Origin of the sequence: Arthrobacter silviterrae, from assembly GCF_011045165.1 — a bacterium.
Taxonomy (GTDB): Bacteria; Actinomycetota; Actinomycetes; order Actinomycetales; family Micrococcaceae; genus Specibacter; species Specibacter silviterrae.
The window spans coordinates 102,821-122,450 of sequence record NZ_JAAKZI010000006.1 but is presented as its reverse complement, the minus strand read 5'-3'; the positions used below and the strand labels follow the sequence as shown (position 1 = coordinate 122,450).

The window sequence follows — 19,630 nt, the reverse complement described above, 5'->3', positions numbered from 1 at the left end:
ATGGGTGTCTTCGAGCAAGGGCCGGATTCGGCCCAGTACGTCTTGACCCTGGACTGTTCGGACTGCCCCGGAATTGTCAACCAGTTGTCGGGCGTGTTGCTGGGACAGGGCGCGGACATCATTGAACTGCGCCAGTTCAGCGACCGGCTGCACCTGCGCCCGGTTCCGGGGCAGCAGGAGCCGGACGGCCATTTCTTCATGCGCCTGCACTTTGCCGCACCGGCGGGGGAGGCGGCGCTGGGGGCGTTGCGTGCCGGGATCCATGAAGTTGCCGCCCTCCACGGGATGCGCTGGGAGCTGCGCCCCCATGGCGCCAAGCGCCGCGTGCTGATTATGGTGTCGAAGTTTGGACACTGCCTGAACGACCTGCTGTTTAGGACGCGGACGGGGGAACTGCCCGTTGACGTGGTCGCCGTCGTCTCCAACCACCCTGACCACCAGCGGCTGGCCGAATGGCATGGCATCCCGTTCCACCATGTACCTGTCACGCCCGAATCGAAACCCGCCGCCGAGGCGAGGCTGCTCGAGCTCGTGGACGCGTACGACGTCGAACTGGTCGTTCTGGCCCGCTACATGCAGGTGCTCAGTGACGGGCTCACCCGAAAGCTCGAGGGCCGGGCCATCAACATCCACCACTCTTTCCTGCCAGCGTTCAAGGGCGCCAAGCCATACCACCAGGCATATGCGCGCGGAGTCAAGACGGTGGGCGCCACTGCCCACTACGTCAATAGCGAGCTGGACGAAGGGCCCATCATCTCCCAGCAGGTCATTGAGGTGGACCACACCTTTGGCCCGGAGGACCTGGTGGCGGCGGGTCGGGACACCGAGTGCAAGGCCCTTAGCAACGCGGTCCGCTGGCATTGCGAGGGACGTGTCGTTGTCCAGGGGAACCGGACCATCGTGCTTCGCTGAACGACCAAAATCTGCCACGTCCGGATTGCCGAGTGCCAAAGTGAAACCGGATATTTGGCACTGTGCGTAGTTGCGACGAGCTTCCGTTTCGCGGAAGGTGTTGCTGGCGTCGCGACACCGGAAAAACGTCACCGTCTCGTCGAATTTATGGCTACAACTGGGTCAACCGCGACGTTTCCGATTGACCGCTGCGCTAGTCCCGGGATGCCGATCAGTTGCAGACGGCCTACGCCATCCCGAGTCCGCCGATTTCGGGTTGGCGGGTGTGGGGTGGATGGTAGGCGTTGTGGCGGCTGGTGGCCCAGTCGGAGAGGATGTCGTCGCGGAAGAGGTTGTTGGCGAGTTGGGCTAACCGGTAGTCAGGGTCTGCTTCGAGGGCTTTTTGGAAGCATTGGTGGGCTTTGCTGCCGTGGCCTTACCACCATTGGATGACGCCGAGGCTGGTGAGCACGGGTGCGGTATCGAGCCCGTCGGCGCGCATTCCGATGGAGGAGGAACGTATTGGGAGGGACCAGCTGATTTTCGGCCGGTCCTTTTCCACTCCGATCACCACGCATGCCGCGATGTGCCCGGTCATGGGGGTGTATGCGCAGCAGGCCAGTGCCCGCCTGGCCAAACACAACCTGCAGGCAAAGGTGTTGACCGCGTTTGCCGCGACGTGCCAGTACTACCCAGCGGACACGTCCTACCCGTCCGTGGTGGTGCCTTTGCCGATACCGACGGCGGACCCGGTGCTGCTGGGCCGGGCCGCGTACGCGCTGGTGCCTCGGATCCTCGAGGGCGCACCTGGTCCAGTCAGGAGCGGGGAAGCTGGTAGCTGAAAGCGACGAGTCTTTGGAGCAGTCTGACCGCCGAACCATTGCCCGGCACCTTCAACGGCTAGAGGTGGGCGGGGAACTTCTCTCCATGCACAGCCAATCACATGAGGAGCCACTTTTTTGGGTCAGCGATGCCGTCGACTGGTGACACCAACGTGGTGGGGATTGGATCCGAAAGGTCGCCGCGCTTGCGCAGGAAGTAGTCGATTGCAGCCGGTAAATAACGCGAGCCTAGCTCGTCATACCATCCGGAAGACTGCCAAGCTCACTTCGCAGGGCTACTGCCCCTTGCATGGCAAATTCCACCGGGTCACTCACCGGTGTAACGACTCTAGGCCGAGTGGGGGCAGAAGCAACCTGGTCCCGCCAGACTGGGCCCGGAACGGCGGCAAATCCGCTGGAGGGGTGGCGTCATCCTTGCGTTTGAGCACTGGCTTCCCCTTACAGTCCACCCTACGGTTTCCCCGCGGAAACGATCGAAAATTACCACATGGGAACACCTGCGGCTGTTATGAAAATGTCCCAGAATCCGCGGAATATCAATCATATTAACTACCGACAGCAACGGCCCAAAGCTGTCCCCTGAGAGCAGGCAGTCGTTCGAATCTTCCTTGCCCACCCCGAAAGCCCCCTGAGCTGCGGAAAACGGCAGTTTGGTGGGCTTTGCTTGTGCCGAAAATGGGACTAGCCAGACGGAAACCACACGCTTTGGATCGAATTGGCCCCAAGGTGTCCAGAAATTTTGGTGCCTTGTGTGTAGGGGCGCCATTCCGAAGGAGTGGCAAACCCGCGAATCCAAAGTGTGCATCGAGCGACGCAGCACCCTGTCATTGATCGGGACCAAGCGCGGTGCGTCCGCCGGGGGTATCATTCCGCTCTGGTCGATTACATCTACAACGCCGGCTGTGGAATGGGTTCGTCGATCCCGGCGTCCGGCTGGACCCGCCCCTCTCACTGATCCTCGATGAGATCGCGAACCTTCCACCGTGGCCGGGCCTGCCGCTAGTGCAGTCAAACGGCGGCGGTTCCGACGAACGCGAGCTCGCGGTCCTGGCCGGCCTTGTCGGGGACGGTGTTGGAACGGAAGTTGGGATTGCTCGCAACATCACTCTTTTGGCCGATGCGTCAGAGTCGGGCGAGGCGGGCACGGATGATGCTGTACAACCCGTAGGCCATGAGTCCAAGTCCGATAGCGATGAGGATGGCTTGTCCGTATGGGAGTCCGGCGAGCGATTTGAGGGCACCATCAAGGCCGGACGCGTCCTGGGGACTGATTTTAATGGCTGCGACAATGAACAGGACTCCAAGGGCAATTATGGCGATGCCCTTGGCAATGTAACCGGTCATGGCCAGGGCGATGACGGCTGGGTCCGCACGGTTGCCCTGGAGTTGGATGTCGTCGAGGAATTTCTTTCGGACTCCCTTGTAGACCAAGTATCCGCCAATGCCGGCCGTGGCCATCCCGACAATGGCGAGCAGGGCTTGACCTCCGGGCAGGGAGAGAATCGTCCCGCTGGCGTTGCGTGTCGCGGCAGTTGAGCTGCTGGGCCGGTGAAGCGCGAATGTCAGTGCTGTCCATGCCAGCGCAAAGTATGCTGCCGCCTTTCCTGCCGAGACCAGGCTGCGTGCCCAGCGCTTCTTGGACGACGAGCCGATGCCCAGGGATGCTTGGAGCAGGAGCCATAGTCCCAGTGCCCCCATCCCCAGGACAGCGGCCCACAAGACCATGGGGCCGCTGGGCAGCCTTGTGAGTTGGGCGAATGCTCCCGACTGGTCCGATTCCCCGCCGTGGTGGAGCGCGATCCGCACGGCGATGTAGCCCATCAGCAGGTGCATGAGCCCGCTGGCGGCAAAGCCGATGCGCGCAATGTTCGTCAGGACCTGGCTGTTGCCTGCCTTCCGGGCGGCCCGCTTCGCGCCGTGTCCGAGGCTCATGCCTCATCCACCTGTGTTTGTGAGTGTCCGCCTTCGACACGTTCGCCCGGGACCCTGACTGTTCTGGCCGTGTCCACTGCCATGACAATGCCGACAATGACCATGGAGAGGGCCAGTGACGCGGTGGTGTCGCTAATCCAGTGGTAGCCCAGGTAGAGCCGGGAGACGACTTGGGCCAGAATGAGGACGACCGCGACGCAGACCGCGGTGCTGGTGAAGCCGCGTTTTCGCCGCCGGCTGGCGATCAGGAAGGCCAGGAGTAGCAGAAAGTCCGCTGTCCCCAAGACGTGTCCTGACGGGAAGGAAAAACTGCTGTCGGCCCCGAATAGCATGGACCCTATCGGGGGCCTTGGATGCCGAACGAGGGGGGCCAAGACCTGGGCGAAGACTAATCCGGTCACCATTCCTGCGGCAAGGAGGAGCGGCCGCCAGGCGTGCCTGGCCCGTATCGTCCAGACCACCACGACAACGAGGACCACAATGGGCAAGGTGACGGGTCCGAAAGCGATCGCCAGTGCGATCATCAAGGGTGTCACCGTGGTGGATCGGTGGGCCAGGAACCAGGTCTCCACGGGTTGGTCCAACCGCTGGAATCCGGAATGGGTGAGGACGCCAATCAGGACCACGAGGAATAGAACCAATCCCGTGATGATCAGAACCCAGGCCGTGGTGTAAAGCCGTTTACGTTCGGTAAACGGGACGGATCGCTCCTCAACCATGAACTTCCTGCGCCAGCCAGAATCTGGCCGGCTTGTCCGCGCTTTAGCCCGTTCCATGGACCAATCCCCGCTTCCAGAAAATGTACAGTGCACTGGTCGGCCACCCGGAGGCCCATTATGAATGCTATGAGCACAGTATGCCATTCGGGGTACTCACGGGAAGGCCCGAACTCCGGCGGGGATCAGGTGGATTTGGGCGCCGCCATCATAATTGCCAGAGCCTGATGAACCACTTTCACTTCCAGGTGCCTGGCCCGGCCGAGGTGGTCGCCGTCGAGCTCAAAGTCCTGTTCACTGTCCAGCGTGATTTCGGCGCTCTCCCCGGAAAAGTAGTGGACTGAACTGGATTTGGCGCCCTTCCGATGGAAGATTCCTGCCATTACCCGAATCCATCCGAACTTGCCGCGCGGTGAAAGAACCAGCAGGTCCAGGAGGCCGTCAGTGACGGACGCGTCCGGGAATATCTCCACCCCACCCATCAACTTTCCGCAATTGCCCACCATGACTCCGCGGACCCGGCGGCGGACCACTTCGCTGCCGTCGACTTTGATGGTCGCCTTGACACCTTTGCCCGGCAAGTTGCGGATTCCCGCTTCGACATAGGCCAGCCAGCCGACACGGTCCTTCAACTCGTCTTTCGTGTCGGCCATGATGGTTGCGTCGTAGCCGAGCCCGGCAGCAACAAGAAATGCGTGCCCCGCATCTGCATGGTCCAAAGTGGCCATCACGATGTCGATCGTGGTGGTTGTGCCATTCAAAATGTCCCGGCCGGCGCGCAGCGGGTCTTCCAGGCCAATCCCGAGGTTGCGGGCGAGCAGGTTGCCAGTCCCCAACGGCACGAGGCCCATGGGGGTGCCCTTTCCGGCCAGGGTCTCGGCCACACAGCGCACTGTGCCGTCGCCGCCAGCGGCTATGACGACGTCGGCCCCCGACTCGAGTGCTTTCCTCGCCTGGCCGGATCCAGGGTCATCTTCGCTTGTTTCCAACCACAGGGGCTCGCCCCAGCCCTCCTCCGCGCACATGAGGTGAAAGGCGGACTTGAAATCCCCGTCCGGGGACTTCGTCGGATTGATGATTACTGCGGCACGCCTGCGAGGCGTGGAATTGATGTCGCTCATGGTGCCCTCCGTTGACAACGAGTGTGCGCTCCCAGCTCGAATAGTACTGTGAAAGTGCCGGTTGTCCTCGATGAAGCGCAGGATCGAGCACTGGTAGTTTGCTTGGGCGTTGTACCCGATCTCCGCCGGCGGGGCTATGACTTGAAGGCTCTGGAGCGTGGACGTTTGCGTAGCACCAGGAACGCCGTGGCGGCGGCCAGGCAGATCAGTCCGGCAACCCAGGTGTTGACCCTGAGGCCAAGAATCAGGTTTGCGTAATCGGAGCGCATGAGTTCGAAAACAAACCGGCCGGCCGTGTAGGCGGCAGCGTACAGGGCGAAGACGCTGCCGGCGCCGAGCTTGAAGCGCCGGTCCAGGGCGATCAGCGCCAGCCCAACCACCAGGCACCAGAGTGATTCGTAGAGGAATGTCGGCTGGTAGTAGCCGAGGACGATGGCATGTCCGGAAGCGTCCGTGGCCGCGGTTCCGGCGGACAGGTCCATCTGGTGGATTTGAAGTTTCCAGGGCAGTGAAGTTGGATCGCCGAAGAGTTCGTTGTTGAACCAATTTCCCCACCGCCCGAGTGCCTGGGCGAAAATCACGCCTGGGGCGACGGCATCCAGGAACGCGATGAGGGAGACGCCGGCCCGGCGGCACCCAATCCAGGCACCCACACAGCCCAGGGCGATGGCTCCCCAGATGCCGAGCCCGCCGTCCCAGATGGCGAAGGCATTCCACGGATTGCGTCCGGGCAGGAAGTACAGTTCGGGATCGGTGATGACATGGTACAGCCGGCCGCCGATGATGCCGCCGGGCACGGCCCAGAAGCAGATGTCCACCACCTGTCCGGGGAGGCCGCCCCTGGCGATCCAGCGCCGTGATCCGAGCCAGACGGCGACCACGATGCCGGCGATGATGCACAGGGCATAAAAGTGTATGGTCAGCGGGCCAAGGTGAAAGGCATTGACCGTCGGGGACGGGATGTAGCTCGTCGGGCTCATGGGGTTCCGTTCGGCAGGGGAAGGACGCAGCGTTTGGCCGTCATGGGGCGGCCTGCCGTTTCCCGAAGGCGGCCCAGATGGCGCCGAACAGGGCGACGGCGGCGAATGCTCCGACGGCGAGTTGGAATCCGGCGCTGGAAGCGGCGGCATGGCCGACGGCTGATGCGGGGCCGGATGCCAGGACGTAAAGGACGGCTCCGAACGCCACGCCCAGGGACGTGCCGACGCCGCGGGTCATGTTCATCACCCCGCTGACCATGCCGGCCTGGTTCGTGTGGCCGGCTGCGGCAACGGTGGCATTGTTGGCGGGGGTGAACAATCCCAGGCCCAGCCCAATTCCACCCAACGCGGTGCCGGCGAGCCAGAGGTTTCCGCCGGAGAAGGCCAGCACCGCCAAGGAAGCGGCCGCCAGGCACATGCCGGCGGAGGTGGGGACCCGGGGCCCGAGCCGGTCCGCCAATGTTCCGGCCAGCGGCGCTATCAGTGCCAGCCCGATGGGCAGGATGGTCAGCAACAGTCCGGCCTTCCCGGGCGGCATTGAGTGCGCGGCTTCCAGATATAACGGCGTGACGAAGAGCACGCCGAAGAGGACCAAATAGCTCATCAGCCCGGTGGAGATGCCGCGGGAGAAGGTTCCGGTCCGGAAGAGCCCCAGGTCGACCAGGGGGTGGGGGGCCCGCTTTTCCCAGAAGATGAATGCTGTGAAGAGGACCAGGGAGGCGGCCAGCAAGCCCACCGCCACGGGGTTGTCGAATCCGATGCGTGATGTCTCGGAAAGAGTCAGCAGGAGCGCGCCTGCCGCCGGCAGGAGCAGTAGCAGCCCGGCCCAGTCGAGCCGTACCTTGGGAGCTTTGATCCGGGTGCGGGGGAGCAGGTACCATCCGAGCACGACGCCGATGATGCCGGCCGGGATGTTGACGAAGAACACCCAGCGCCAGCCTCCGGCTCCGACCAGGAGGCCGCCTACGGAGGGGCCCATGGCCAGTCCCACTGCCTGGGCGGCGCCCTGCAGGCCGATCGCCTGGCCGAGCTTGCCCGCCGGCATGCTGGTGCGTATCAGCGCGACGCTGTTGGCTTGCAGCATTGCCGCGCCGACTGCCTGGACTGCGCGGGCCACCAGCAGCCAGGTGATGTCCGGGGCCAGGGCGCATGCCAGCGATGCCAGGGTGAAGAGCGCGAACCCGTAGGTGTACAGCAGCTTGCGGCCCAGCATGTCAGCGAGGCGGCCGATGGCTGAGATGCTTCCCACCAGGACCAGCAGGTAAATCAGGGCGACCCATTCAACCTGGGCCAGGGAGGCGTTCATGTCCGTCTTGATGCTGGGAATCGCGAGCGTCACGATGCTCGCGTCCAGCTGGCCCATGAAAGCGCCTATGCACACTGTCGCGACCACCAGCCAGGGCGCCGAGGGCCTGCGCCGCACCCAGTCCGGCCTGGCGGGTTCATGAAACAGCCGTTCCCACCACGCTCTGGGGCCGGGAACCTCCCGGAAATGTTGTTCTGACATAGAACTATTCTATGTCAGAAAATATCAAGGGAGATAACATGGGGCCATGACCAATATGGCAGCAGCGCTTCCTGAGCCTCCCGGTGAACCCCTGCAGGCAGTGGGGGATGCCTGGTCCCTCACCGACGTCATCACCCGGTTGCGGCGGGTCCTGCGTTCGAGCGTCCGCCACGAGTTCCCCTGGGAGTCCCTGCCCATGGCGCAGGTGGAAATCCTCCAGCGGCTCGCGGATGAACCTGACCTGGGCGTTAGCGAGCTTGCTGCGCGACAGCGCCTGGCCACGAACACCGTCAGCAACCTGATCCAGCAGATGGTGCTTTCTGATTTGGTCAGCCGCACACCCCGCCCCGGGGACAGGCGTGCCCAAAACCTGCGGCTGACGGGGACCGGGACCCAACTGCTGCAGTCATGGCAAAACGCCAATGAACGCCGCGTGGCCAATGCCTTGTCCCAGCTGCCGCGCAACCGCCAAACACTCATCGAGGAGGCCATCCCCGCGCTCTCGGAGCTTGCCGCCCTCCTTGAGACGGACGATTCGGCCGACGCCTGACACCGGCCCGGCCGCACTCCCAAAAACCATTGTCTGGCACCCTCCATCGGGTATATCGTTAGCTATCGTTTAGTATCGTTCGCAATCGACCAAGGAGAGCATCATGCATGATTCATTCCCTGCGGGCGGGTTTATGGGCGGCAACCTCGATGGCATGTGGCAGGCCGTTGAGGAGTTCCGGTCACGGTTCGAGAAGCGCTCGGGCACCCGTGCCGGGCGGGGCGAATTGCGCTCTGCCGTGCTGGCCCTGCTGGCTGAGCGCCCCATGCACGGCTACCAGATCATCCACGAAATCGAGGAGCGCAGCGGCGGCAGCTGGAAGCCCAGCGCCGGTTCGGTCTACCCGACGCTGCAACTGCTGGCCGATGAAGGGCTGGTCAGCTCGGAGGAGTCCAACGGCCGGAAGATTTATTCGCTGACGGAAGCGGGGCGGGAGGAAGTGGCGAGTGCCGAAACGGCCGCGCCCTGGGACTCTGCACCGGCGTCGGGCCCCGGCTTTGCGGCGCTGCCGAAGGCCGGCGTCGAGCTTGCCCAGGCCGCTGCCCAGGTGGGCCGCACCGGTACACGGAAGCAGGTGCAGGAGGCCGTGACAGTGCTGGAAGAGGCCCGCCGCCGCCTGTACGCGATTCTCGCCCAGGACTGACGGGGGTGCCTTCGGTTCAACGCGGCAGTGCTGATCCGGTTCCCGGTGCCGCCGGCACCCGTGCCCGCTACCGACGCATCCTGCGCTTTGCCGCGTGGCATCTTGCGGTGACCTGGTGGTTTGAACTGCTCCTTCCCCGGATCGGCTTGCGCCGCCTTGCAGAACGTAACCGGGGGAGGAGGATGCAACGTTTCGCGCGCCGCTTCCACGTCCTCGCGGTGGAGCTTGGCGGCTTGATGATCAAGGTGGGGCAGTTCATGTCCTCCCGGCTGGATGTGCTCCCGCCGGAAATCACCGCTGAGCTCGAAGGCCTCCAGGATGAGGTGCCGCCCGTGCCATTCCCGGCAATCCGTGCCCTCGCGGAGGAGGAATTGGGCTCACCGCTGGACGTGGTTTTCACCTCGGTGGAGGCAACCCCCATTGCCGCCGCATCCCTGGGGCAGGCCCACGGGGCAAAACTCCTTTCCGGGGACGCCGCAAACACCGGGCTGGAGAGCGTGGTTGTCAAAGTCCAGCGGCCGGGCATTGACGCGATTGTCGCCGTCGACCTCGCCGCACTGCGCAAGGTGGGCGGCTGGCTCAGCCGCATCCGCCTTGTCGCGAATCGCGCCAATGTGCCTGCCCTGGTCGAGGAGTTTGCGCAGACCAGCCTCGAGGAAATCGACTACCTGCATGAGGCTGCCAACGCTGAACGCTTTGCCGCCGAGTTCGACGGCGACAACAGGGTGGCGGTCCCCGGCGTGGTGTGGGAGCGGACCACCCGCCGCGTACTCACGCTGGAAGATGTCACGGCAATCAAGATCACTGATGCGGAAGGACTGCGGGCGGCGGGAATCGATCCCGCGGAGGTGGCCCCGGTATTTGCCTCGGTCATGTTTGACCAGTTGTTCACCAACGGCTTTTTCCATGCCGATCCACACCCGGGCAACATCTTCATCACCCCGAATGGCGACGCATCCTCGGAGCATCCATGGAAGCTGACGTTCATCGACTTCGGCATGATGGGGGAGGTGCCGCCGAAAACGCGCAGCGGTCTGCGCAAGCTGTTGATCGCGGCCGCCGCCCGGGACGGCAAGGGGCTGGTGGCCGCAATCAGCGACATCGGGGTGCTGGTGCCGTCCGCCGACACGGCCGGGCTGGAGCGGGCGATGACGCAACTTTTCGCGAGGTTTGGCGGGATGGGCTTCGCCGAGCTCCGCGAGGTGGACCAGCGGGAATTCCGTGATTTTGCGGTGGAGTTTGGCGACGTGGTCCGTTCGCTGCCGTTTCAACTGCCGGAGAATTTCCTGCTCATTATCCGCGCCATGTCCCTGACGTCCGGCGTGTGCAGCTCGCTGGACCCCGGCTTCAACCTGTGGGACTCGGTGGAGCCTTACGCGGCCAAGCTGCTGCGCGACGAACGCGGGAACCTTGCCAAGGACGTGGCGGGGCAGGCGTTGGACGCCGCGTCCGTTGCCCTGCGCCTCCCCAAGCGGCTGGACGGGCTGGTCACCCGCATCGAAGACGGGTCACTGTCGGTGGCCACCCCGCGCTTGGAACGGCAGGTGGCACGGCTGATCCGCATGGCGCAGCGAGTGGCGTCGGCGCTTATATTCGGTGCTCTGCTGATCGCCGGTTCCATAGTGCGCGCCAATGATCTGGTGTTCGGCAACGTACTGATGGCCGCCTCGGTGGTGCCGCTGCTATTCGCCCTGGCTGCGGGGCGCCGCCGCAGGTGAGCGGCGGCGGGCTGGAGGGTTCGCCAGCCGGCCAAGCCGCCCGGCGGGCGCAAAAAATTTCACCTGTCCCTCGCTGCCCGCGTGTAACATGTCATATATTACTTCGGGCTGCTGGTGAGTTGCATTTCGGCCATGCTGCGGACTACGGCGGCAGGCATGGCAGTGCCTGAAAGAACAACGAGAAGGGGCGCAACACACGTGATCGTGAGCCAATACATCATTCCTGGAATGGCGGTGACCGACCATCGGGTGACCGTTCCCTTGGACTGGTTCAATGCCAACAACACCGCAACCATTTCCGTCTTTGCACGGGAACTGGTGGACGCCGAGCACCGGCATGAGCAGCTGCCCGTCATGGTGTTCCTGCAGGGCGGGCCCGGCGGCAAGGGCCCGCGCCCGCCCCGGCGGGAAGGGTGGATCGATGAAGCGCTGAAAACCCACCGCGTGCTGCTGCTGGACCAGCGCGGCACCGGGCGCAGCAGCCGGGTGGATGGAACCGTCATCTCCCGCTTCGACACCGCCTCAGCCGGGGCCGACTTCTTGCAGCACTTCCGCGCCGACTCGATCGTGGCCGACGCCGAACACCTGCGCAAAACCCTCTATGGAGGCCGCCGCTGGTCAACGCTGGGGCAAAGCTACGGCGGATTCCTGACCCTGACTTACCTGTCCCAGGCGCCCGAGGGCCTGAGCGCGTGCTACGTCACGGGCGGCTTGGCCAGCATCGCTCCGGACGCCGCCGAAGTCTACCGGCGCACTTTTCCGCGCACCCGCGGCAAAAACAGGGAGTATTACGCCCGCTACCCGGATGACCTGGCGCTGGTGTCCCGCATTGCGGACCGCCTGGCCGCCGGCAGGGTGCTGCTCCCCGACGGCGACACGCTGAGCGTGCGGCGCTTCCAGTCGCTCGGCATCGACTTTGGCATGAAGCCGGGCTTTGAGCGCATGCACTGGCTGTTGGATGAGGCGTTTGCCGACGACGACGGCGACCGGCTCAGCGACGGCTTCCTGGCCCAGGTGCTGGCACGCACCTCCTTTGCCGACAACCCGCTGTTTGCTGCCATGCAGGAGAGCATTTACGCCCATGGCGACAACGGTCCCACGGGATGGGCGGCACAGGCCGAACTGGGGCGGCATCCGGACTTCGCCGAGACGGCGCGGCCACTGCTGTTCACCGGTGAGATGATGTTTCCCTGGATGTTTGAGGAGATCCGCCTGCTGCGCCCCTTCGCAGCTGCCGTGAACGAGCTGGCCCGCCGTGAAAGCAACAGTTTGCTGTATGACGTGGAACGGCTGGCCGCCAACGAGGTCCCGGTGGCCGCGGCCGTCTACTTTGACGACATGTACGTGGATGCCGGGCTGCAACTGGACACGGCGGCCGTCGTCGGCAACACGCATGCCTGGGTGACCAATGAATTTGAACACGACGGCATCGGCGATGCCAAAGTTTTTGCCTATTTGAAAGACACTATTGCCCAGTTGGGCGGAGGAATATCGAAATGACCGCAAGTGATGCAGTGACCACCCGATCCATGCCTGCCCCGGCCACCCCGGACCCTCGCCTGCCGAAGCTTGCCAACGTCGAGGCCTTTACGGAGTACATGGGCCAGGGGTGGGGGACCCCTGACCGCACCCCTCCCGTGGTGGCCGGCGCGGCCGCGGCGGCCGGTCACCACCGGGCGCGTCTTTCCGCGGAATTTCCCGGACAGGCGCTGGTGATTGGCGCCGGCCGCGCCCCCGTCCGGGCCAACGACACCTACTATGACTTCCGCCCGGATTCGGATTTCTACTGGCTGACGGGTGCCGCCGTCGAAGGTGCCGTGCTGGTCATGACCCCCTCCGGGGCCGCCCACGACGCCACTGTGTACATTCCGGCCCCCTTCTACGCCGGCGACCCCCAGTTCTTCACCAACGCCGCCCATGGCGAGATGTGGGTCGGCTCCGCCCCCGACTTTTCCGACTGGGCGCAGGCGCTGTCCCTGCCGGTCAAGCCGCTAGCCGAGCTCGACGCCGGCATCAGTTCCGCCATGCGCGCCGGCTCCGGCACGCTTGCCGCCGGGGCCCTGGCCGCCGATGTGCGCAGCCGCCACGGGCTCGACGGCGGCCGGCTCGGGCAGGTGCTCTCCACGCTGCGGATGGTCAAGGACGACTGGGAAATCGCCCAGCTGCGCGAGGCTGTCGATCACACCGTGGACGGCTTTGCCGCCGTCGTGCGCGAAATCCCCACCGCCATCAAGGCGGGAGGGGAGCGCTGGCTGCAGGGCACCTTTGACCGGCACGCGCGCACGCACGGCAACGGCGTGGGCTACGCAACCATCGTGGGCAGCGGCAAGCACGCCCCGACGCTGCACTGGGTGCGGTGCGACGGTCCCGTCCTGGAGGACAAGGTGCTGCTGCTGGACATGGGAGTCGAAGCGAAGAGCTTCTACACGGCCGACGTCACCCGCACGTTCCCGGGCTCCGGGACGTACAGCCCCATCCAGCGCCAGGTCCACGACCTGGTGGAGAAGTCGCACCGGGCAGGCCTGGCCCAGGTGGGGCCCGGGAAGTACTTTGCCGATTTCCACGATGCCTGCATGGAAGTCATCGCCAACGGCCTCAACGACTGGGGCCTGCTGCCGGTGTCCGTGGATGAGGCACTCTCGCCCAAGGGCCAGCACCACCGCCGGTACCTGGTGTGCGGGGTGGGCCACCACCTGGGCCTGGACTGCCACGATTGTGCCCAGTCCAGCTACGAAAGCTACCAGGGCTCGCCCATGGTGCCCGGCATGGTGCTCACGGTGGAGCCCGGCCTGTACTTCCACGAGCACGACCTCACGCTTCCGCCGGAACTGCGCGGCATCGGCGTGCGCCTGGAGGACGACATTGTGGTCACTGAAACGGGCTCCAACGTCATCTCCGACGCCCTGCCGCTGGACGCTGCCGGGATTGAGGCGTGGATGGCGCGCGTCCAGGGGGCCTGAGCCGGCACCGGCCCGATTGTGCCTCAACGTCTGCCATCACAGACGCGTGATTCACTTCACCCCCGTTGTTGGGCCGGAATTCACCGGAAATTGAATATATGACTACGCAACGGACCCACTGGCGGGCAGGACGATGAACCAGGCAATTCTTGACGGAAGCGGCCTGGGCGCCCTTGAGCTGGTTTCCCTGTCGGGGGCGCCGTGGACTAGCACCATTGCTCCCGGCGCCCTGGAGAGGGTCCGCCGCTCATGGGAGCTTGCTGTGGCCTCCGCGCAGCGCCGTCCCGTTTACGGGCGGACCACGGGTGTCGGCTCAAACAGGAGCGTGACACTGGGAAACCCCACTGAGCAGGACCGCCGGTTGCTGCGCAGCCACGCTTCGGGTTCGGGTCCCGGGGTCCCCACGCGCACGGTGCGGGCCACCATGATCGTCAGGCTCAACCAGCTGCTCAACGGGGGCTCCGGGATCCACCCCGATGTCATCCCGGCCATTGCGGGGCCCTTGCCGACGGCAACGTGCCGAGCGTGCATGGCTACGGTGCCATTGGGACGGCGGACCTGTCCGCGCTCGCTGAAATCGCCCTCGCGCTGATGGGGGAGGTGCCCTTCGAAAACGGCCAGGTGCGCAGCTACTGGACGCCCGTGACCGGTGATGCCCTTACCTTCATCGAGTCCAATGCCATGACTGTTGCGCAGGGATGCCTGGGCCTGGCCGAGGCCGAAAATTGGTTGGACCACTATTTGCTGACCAGCGCCCTTTCCCTGGTTGCCGTCAAGGGGTCAACGGAGCCCTTCTCCGCCGCCGTCCACGCGGCGCGCCCGCAGGCGGGCCAGGCCGAAGTGGCGCAACGGATGCGCGAACTGTTGGCGGGCAGCTCGCCGGCCGCTGCCCGGGTCCAGGACTCCTACGGATTCCGCGCGCTGCCCCAGGTGGCCGGCGCCCTCCGCGCCAGCCTGGAGGGCAGGCCTCGGTGCTGGGCATTGAGATCAATGCGGCGGCGGAGAACCCGCTGTACAGCGTGGACGGCGGCGACGTCTTCCACAACGCAAATTTCCACGGCCCTCCCGCTTGCCCTGGCCATGGACCACACGAAACTGGCACTGGCCAGCGTGGCCCACCTGTCCGGCGCCAGGCTGAACAACCTTTCCGACCCCGGCATGACCGGGCTCAACTCTTTTCTGGCCGACGGCGAGCCGGGCAGCAGCGGCGTGATGCTCCTGGAGTACAACTCCGCCGCCGCGCTTGCCAGGCTCCGGACCGCAGCACAGCCGGCGTCATTGGGCGTCACAGTCATTTCCCGGGGAACCGAGGACCACGCCAGCTTTGCCGCGCAGTCCGCCGACCAGCTCCGGGACGCCCTGCGCGCAGCAACGGATGCCCTGGCCTGCGAATTGATCTCGGCAACCCGCGCCGTTTCCCTCACCGGGGCGGCCATGGACCACACCACGAGTTTGGGCCAGTACTTCCTGGAAGCACAAAACCGCTTCAATCCTGACGTGATTGACCGTCCGCTCAGCGGCGACCTCGCTGCCGCCGCCGGTTTGCTACAGCTTTCATTCGACCTCTAAGGCAGCCATGACCAATCCGCAAGTGCAACAATCCGCTGGCCCCACCCTGGATGAAATCCCCTTTGGCCGGTTTCACCTGAAAATCACGGCCATGACGTTCGGGGCCAATTTCTCGGACGGCTTCGCCCTCGGCACTCATCGGCTTGTTCTTCGGCAGCCTGATCCTGGGCCGGGTCGGTGACCTCATCGGCCGCGAGCGCGTTTATGTCCTGAACTTTGTGCTGATTGCTGTGGCATCCGCCCTGCTATTCTGGGCACCAAACGTTGACGTCCTTTTCATCCTGCGCCTGCTCATCGGGTTTGGCCTCGGTGCCGACTACGCGGTGGGGCCAACCCTCCTGTCCGAGTTTGCACCCCGCAAGCAGCGCGGCTTCATTCTGGCCTCGCTCACCGTCCTGTGGACAGTGGGTTACGTCGTCGCCAATGTCATGGGCGCCTACATCGATTTCGGTCCCGATGCCTGGCGCTGGCTGCTGGCAAGCGGCGCCATCCCGGCCCTGGTGGTGCTGGTGGTCCGGATCGGCACCCCCGAATCGCCCGGTTGGCTGATCAGCCGCGGACGGATTGAGGAAGCACGGACAATTGTGAAGAAGTACCTGCAGGTGGAACTGGACCCGAGCGAATTCGAGGTCGAGTCCAACTCCGCACGCTACCGGGAATTGTTCAGCAGGAACATGTGGAAGCGGACAGCATTCGGCGCCATTTTTTACAGTGCGCTGGTTCTCCCGTACTTCGCCATCTACACCTGCGTTCCCACGATTCTCGCCGGCCTGAACGTCTCCGACTACAACCTCCAGAACCTGCTCCTCAACCTTTTCCTGCTGGGTGGCGGCGTGGTCGGGCTGTGGTTTTTGCAAAAGATGCGCCGGCGCTCGTTCACCATCTGGACCTTTGGCATCCTTGCCACCTCCCTGCTGGTCCTGGGCCTGGTCAGCAATCTCCCCGCCCTGGTGGTCATGATCCCGTTCGTCATCTACACCTTCGTCATGTCGGGAGGATCCAACATCACCCAGGTGTACCCGCCGGAACTCTTCCCCACACAGCTGCGTGCCTCCGGCGTCGGGCTTCTCAATGCCTTGAGCCGCATCGCGGCGGCCATCGGAACGTTTGTGCTGCCTCTCAGCCTCGACAGCTGGGGCATCCCCGGCACCATGTTCTGGCTGGGCGGTGTGCTGCTGCTCGGACTGGTTGTGACGGTCATGTGGGCCCCGGAAACCCAGCGCGAACAGCTGTTCTGACCCTGGACATCCGGTTCAGCTGCTGGGGCGTAGGCGCCGGGATATTTCATCGGCGCAGCGCCTGACCTCCGGCAGCCACCGTTCGGCGAGTTCCTCCAGCTGCACGGTGCGCGCCAGCAGCTCATTCAGGGCCTCGACAGAGTGCACGCCGTTTTCATACCGTGTTGGAAACGCCTCCGGCCCGGGGTAGAGCGCGGCCAGCTGGGCGGCGGACATGGCGGCAAGCATGGCCCGCCCGCTGGCTGTCAGGTGCGCCGGCAGGCGGACACCGGCGTCCGTGACCAGGTCCGTTTGCCGCTTGGCCTGCTCCTCAATGACGTAGATGACCTCACGTCCGTGCATGACCGCCAGGTGGGCAGTGCGCTTGGTCCGTGCCACCAGCTGCGCCATCGGGAATCGGGCAATGCGTTGCAGGGGCGCCTGGCGTGAGTATCCGGTCCCCAGTTCATGGGCCGTGACGCCGAGCGCATACTTGCGCTCCTCGGGCAGGTGCACTACAAAGCCGTCGTCAATCACGGCCGTGAGCAGGTGGTAGGTGGTGGAGCGCGGCAGCCCTGTGTCCCGTAAAATGGCCGTGGCTCCCACCGGACCGCCCTGTGACGCCACATAGCGGAGCACGGACAGCACGTTCTTTGCGGTGGGGACCTGTGGCGGCACTGAAGGCGAGTTGACTCCACCATGCTAGCCGCCTATCGTCTGTGATCACAGACGTAAATGGGAAGTTCCGAATGCCGGGCACCTCCAGCTATCCATTCCCAGCCCTATCCAGCGGACCGCAGCTGGAATAACGTAAACCCATGGACTGGAAACTTGAATTGGTGTTTGTGCCTGTCTCCGACGTGGACCGGGCCAAGGATTTCTATGTGAACAAGGTGGGCTTCAACGCCGACTTTGACGAACGCCCCACCGAGGGCATCCGCTTTGTGCAGCTGACCCCGCCGGGCTCGGCGTGTTCCATCTGCATCGGCGAGGGCCTCACCGATGCGCCCGCCGGGACAGCCCCGAACATGCAGATCGTTGTCAGCGACATCCAGGCCGCCCACAGCCAACTCAAGGCAAACGGTGTGGACGTCAGCGACATCGACGTCCAGGCCTGGGGCCACTTTGTCTACTTTGCCGATCCCGACGGCAACAAGTGGGCGCTGCAGTACATCCCCAGCCGTCCCAACGGCTAAATCCGCCTCAAGCACGACGGCGGCAGGCGGGTTGGGCGCCCAACGCGCCTGCCGCCGTCGTGCGTTGGGCAGTGGCGTCTGCCGGTAAAGTGGGGGCGGGTGAATTTCCAGGGCCCGCCACCAACCCACTCGCAAGGACCACACCCATGAGCTTGATCCGCCTCAATGATGTCTCCGTCCGCTTTGACAACGTGCAGGTGCTGCGGGAAGCGTTTTTCAAGCTCGACGGCGGCGACCGGGTGGGCCTGATTGGCCGAAACGGCTCGGGAAAGTCCACGCTGCTCAAGCTGGTCATGGACCAGGTGGAACCGGATGCCGGCACCGTGGCCGTGGAACTGGGCACAAAGATTGGCTACTTTTCGCAGTTCTCCGAGCTCAACGGCGCCTCCACCATCCTCGAGGTGCTCCAGGACGTCTTTGCCCACGTGGTGGAGGTCGAAGCTGAGCTGGCCGGCATTGACGCGGCCCTCGCGGCAGACCAGCCCGCCGATGAGCTGGACCGGCTCATCCACCGCCAGGCGGAGCTGTTCGCCGACATGGACAGGCTGGACGGCTGGGACTACCAACGCACCATCGACAAGGTCCTCACCACGCTTGGCTTCGCCGAGGCCCACCGTTCCTGCGCCATCGACGAGCTCTCCGGCGGCTGGCGCAACCGGGCCGCCCTCGCGAAAATCCTGCTTGAGGCGCCGGACGTGCTGCTGCTGGACGAGCCCACCAACTACCTGGACGTGGCCGGCGTGGAATGGCTGGAAGGCTGGTTCAAGAATTTCAAGGGGGCGGCCGTCATTGTCTCCCACGACCGGAAGTTCCTGGACTCGGTGGTCACGCGGATCATCGAGCTGGAGAACTTCCACCTCCACGAATACCCCGGCAATTTTGGCGAGTACGTGGTGGCCAAGCAATTCCGGCTCAAGACGCTGGAGAGCCAGTTTGTGCATGAATCCGAGCTGCTGGCGTTTGAGGCGGAAGGGATTTCGGACCGCCGGGCGGCGGCAAAGGCGGCGTCCAAGGGGCTCGATTCCAAGCTCTCCAAGATCAAGAAATCGCATGCGCCGCGGCCCGTGGACAAGATCATCACCGAGATCTACGGCGGGCTGCACGTCAAGGATGTGCTGTGCCGGGTGGAGTCGCTGTCGAAGGCGTATGCCGGCCGGACCTTGTTCAGCGACCTCAGCTTTGAGATCCGCCGCGGCAACAGGATTGTGGTCCTGGGCGCCAACGGTTCCGGCAAGTCAACACTTTTGCGGGCCCTCACGGGGGAGGAGCCTGCCGATTCAGGCCACGTCATGTGGGCCAAGGGCGGCGGGCTGGTCTCCTACAACCAGGTTTTGGATGAGCTGGATCCCGAGGACACCGTCACGCACGCCGTCAACGCGATGCCGGACAGCCTGGCCCTGACCGCCACGAAGAAGTCCGTGAACCGCTTCCTGGCCATGTTCCAGTTCTCCGAGGCGGACCTCAAGCAGCGCATCGGGGCGCTTTCCGGCGGGCAGCGGGCCCGTGTTGCCATGGCGCAGTGCCTGCTCTCGGGTGCCTCGGTGCTGGTGCTTGACGAACCCACCAACCACCTGGACATGTCCAGCACGCAGGTCATGGAGCGCGCCTTGCTGCACTTCCCCGGGGCCGTGGTGGTGGTCAGCCACGACCGCTTCTTCACGGACAAAATTGCCAACCGCCGGCTGGTGTTCAATCCCGACGCCCCGGGCGAAATTGAGGTCCGGCAGGGGTAATCTGGAGCTCGGCCCCAAGGAGTGCCGCCTTGCCGACCCGTTGAGAGGACAAATT

The 19,630-nt window shown here is 64.5% G+C and carries 17 protein-coding genes and 1 pseudogene; 12 read left to right on the top strand and 6 right to left on the bottom strand.

The features are described from left to right. Nucleotides 1-912, top strand: coding sequence for a formyltetrahydrofolate deformylase (purU, locus tag G6N77_RS05625; RefSeq protein WP_165181036.1), 912 nt, complete (start codon nt 1-3; stop codon nt 910-912). 479 nt (nt 913-1,391) lie between these two features. Continuing rightward, a pseudogene (locus G6N77_RS05620) lies at nt 1,392-1,727 on the top strand (DinB/UmuC family translesion DNA polymerase); the annotation flags it as partial. A gap of 1,128 nt (nt 1,728-2,855) precedes the next feature. On the opposite strand, the gene G6N77_RS05615 reads toward G6N77_RS05620, so the two are convergent. The 5 genes from G6N77_RS05615 to G6N77_RS05595 all read right to left on the bottom strand — a co-directional run bounded on the left by G6N77_RS05615 (nt 2,856) and on the right by G6N77_RS05595 (nt 7,989). Continuing rightward, a complete protein-coding gene (locus G6N77_RS05615) occupies nt 2,856-3,665 on the bottom strand; it encodes a DUF1206 domain-containing protein (protein ID WP_165181035.1) in 810 nt (269 codons plus the stop codon). Further along, entirely contained in the window at nt 3,662-4,384 is a 723-nt protein-coding gene (locus G6N77_RS05610) for a phosphatase PAP2 family protein (RefSeq protein ID WP_240901705.1), read from the bottom strand. Before G6N77_RS05610 ends, G6N77_RS05615 begins: the two co-directional genes overlap by 4 nt. 182 nt (nt 4,385-4,566) lie before the next feature. Then, nucleotides 4,567-5,502, bottom strand: coding sequence for a diacylglycerol kinase family protein (locus tag G6N77_RS05605; protein ID WP_165181033.1), 936 nt, complete (start codon nt 5,500-5,502; stop codon nt 4,567-4,569). A gap of 134 nt (nt 5,503-5,636) precedes the next feature. Beyond that, complete coding sequence (gene lgt / locus G6N77_RS05600; protein ID WP_165181032.1) at nt 5,637-6,482, bottom strand: prolipoprotein diacylglyceryl transferase; 846 nt, start codon at nt 6,480-6,482, stop codon at nt 5,637-5,639. A 40-nt stretch (nt 6,483-6,522) separates the two neighbouring features. Further along, nucleotides 6,523-7,989 carry an MFS transporter gene (locus tag G6N77_RS05595; protein WP_165181031.1) on the bottom strand — a complete coding sequence of 489 codons (1,467 nt, stop codon included), beginning with the start codon at nt 7,987-7,989 and terminating at the stop codon, nt 6,523-6,525. 46 nt (nt 7,990-8,035) lie between these two features. Here G6N77_RS05595 and G6N77_RS05590 point away from each other — a divergent pair, with 46 nt between their 5' ends. From G6N77_RS05590 to G6N77_RS05560, 8 genes are all read left to right on the top strand, one after another. Then, nucleotides 8,036-8,539, top strand: a complete 504-nt coding sequence (locus G6N77_RS05590; protein WP_205678020.1) for a MarR family winged helix-turn-helix transcriptional regulator — start codon at nt 8,036-8,038, stop codon at nt 8,537-8,539. Nucleotides 8,540-8,642: 103 nt separating this feature from the next. Next, complete coding sequence (locus G6N77_RS05585; RefSeq protein WP_165181030.1) at nt 8,643-9,182, top strand: PadR family transcriptional regulator; 540 nt, start codon at nt 8,643-8,645, stop codon at nt 9,180-9,182. Nucleotides 9,183-9,187: 5 nt separating this feature from the next. Beyond that, nucleotides 9,188-10,900 (top strand): ABC1 kinase family protein, encoded by a 1,713-nt coding sequence (locus G6N77_RS05580; RefSeq protein WP_165181029.1) that lies wholly within the window; start codon nt 9,188-9,190, stop codon nt 10,898-10,900. Between the two features lie 198 nt (nt 10,901-11,098). Beyond that, nucleotides 11,099-12,400 (top strand): alpha/beta fold hydrolase, encoded by a 1,302-nt coding sequence (locus G6N77_RS05575; protein ID WP_370875208.1) that lies wholly within the window; start codon nt 11,099-11,101, stop codon nt 12,398-12,400. Beyond that, on the top strand, nt 12,397-13,860 hold the full coding sequence (locus G6N77_RS05570) for an aminopeptidase P family protein (protein WP_240901703.1): 1,464 nt from the start codon (nt 12,397-12,399) through the stop codon (nt 13,858-13,860). Before G6N77_RS05575 ends, G6N77_RS05570 begins: the two co-directional genes overlap by 4 nt. A gap of 133 nt (nt 13,861-13,993) precedes the next feature. Then, nucleotides 13,994-14,452: an aromatic amino acid lyase gene (locus tag G6N77_RS20100; RefSeq protein WP_205678019.1), complete on the top strand. Its 459-nt coding sequence runs from the start codon at nt 13,994-13,996 to the stop codon at nt 14,450-14,452. Then, nucleotides 14,377-15,429: an aromatic amino acid lyase gene (locus tag G6N77_RS05565; protein ID WP_205678018.1), complete on the top strand. Its 1,053-nt coding sequence runs from the start codon at nt 14,377-14,379 to the stop codon at nt 15,427-15,429. The genes G6N77_RS20100 and G6N77_RS05565 overlap by 76 nt, the downstream gene beginning before the upstream one ends. Before the next feature lie 107 nt (nt 15,430-15,536). Then, nucleotides 15,537-16,667 carry an MFS transporter gene (locus G6N77_RS05560; RefSeq protein WP_306987520.1) on the top strand — a complete coding sequence of 377 codons (1,131 nt, stop codon included), beginning with the start codon at nt 15,537-15,539 and terminating at the stop codon, nt 16,665-16,667. A gap of 15 nt (nt 16,668-16,682) precedes the next feature. On the opposite strand, the gene G6N77_RS05555 is transcribed toward G6N77_RS05560, so the two are convergent. Next, nucleotides 16,683-17,324: an IclR family transcriptional regulator gene (locus G6N77_RS05555; RefSeq protein WP_165181028.1), complete on the bottom strand. Its 642-nt coding sequence runs from the start codon at nt 17,322-17,324 to the stop codon at nt 16,683-16,685. Between the two features lie 140 nt (nt 17,325-17,464). Between G6N77_RS05555 and G6N77_RS05550 the strand changes: the two genes are divergently transcribed. Together G6N77_RS05550 and G6N77_RS05545 are read left to right on the top strand one after the other, a co-directional pair. Next, a complete protein-coding gene (locus tag G6N77_RS05550) occupies nt 17,465-17,842 on the top strand; it encodes a VOC family protein (protein WP_165181027.1) in 378 nt (125 codons plus the stop codon). A gap of 146 nt (nt 17,843-17,988) precedes the next feature. Continuing rightward, nucleotides 17,989-19,575, top strand: coding sequence for an ABC-F family ATP-binding cassette domain-containing protein (locus G6N77_RS05545; protein ID WP_165181026.1), 1,587 nt, complete (start codon nt 17,989-17,991; stop codon nt 19,573-19,575). The last annotated feature ends 55 nt before the right edge of the window (nt 19,576-19,630 follow it).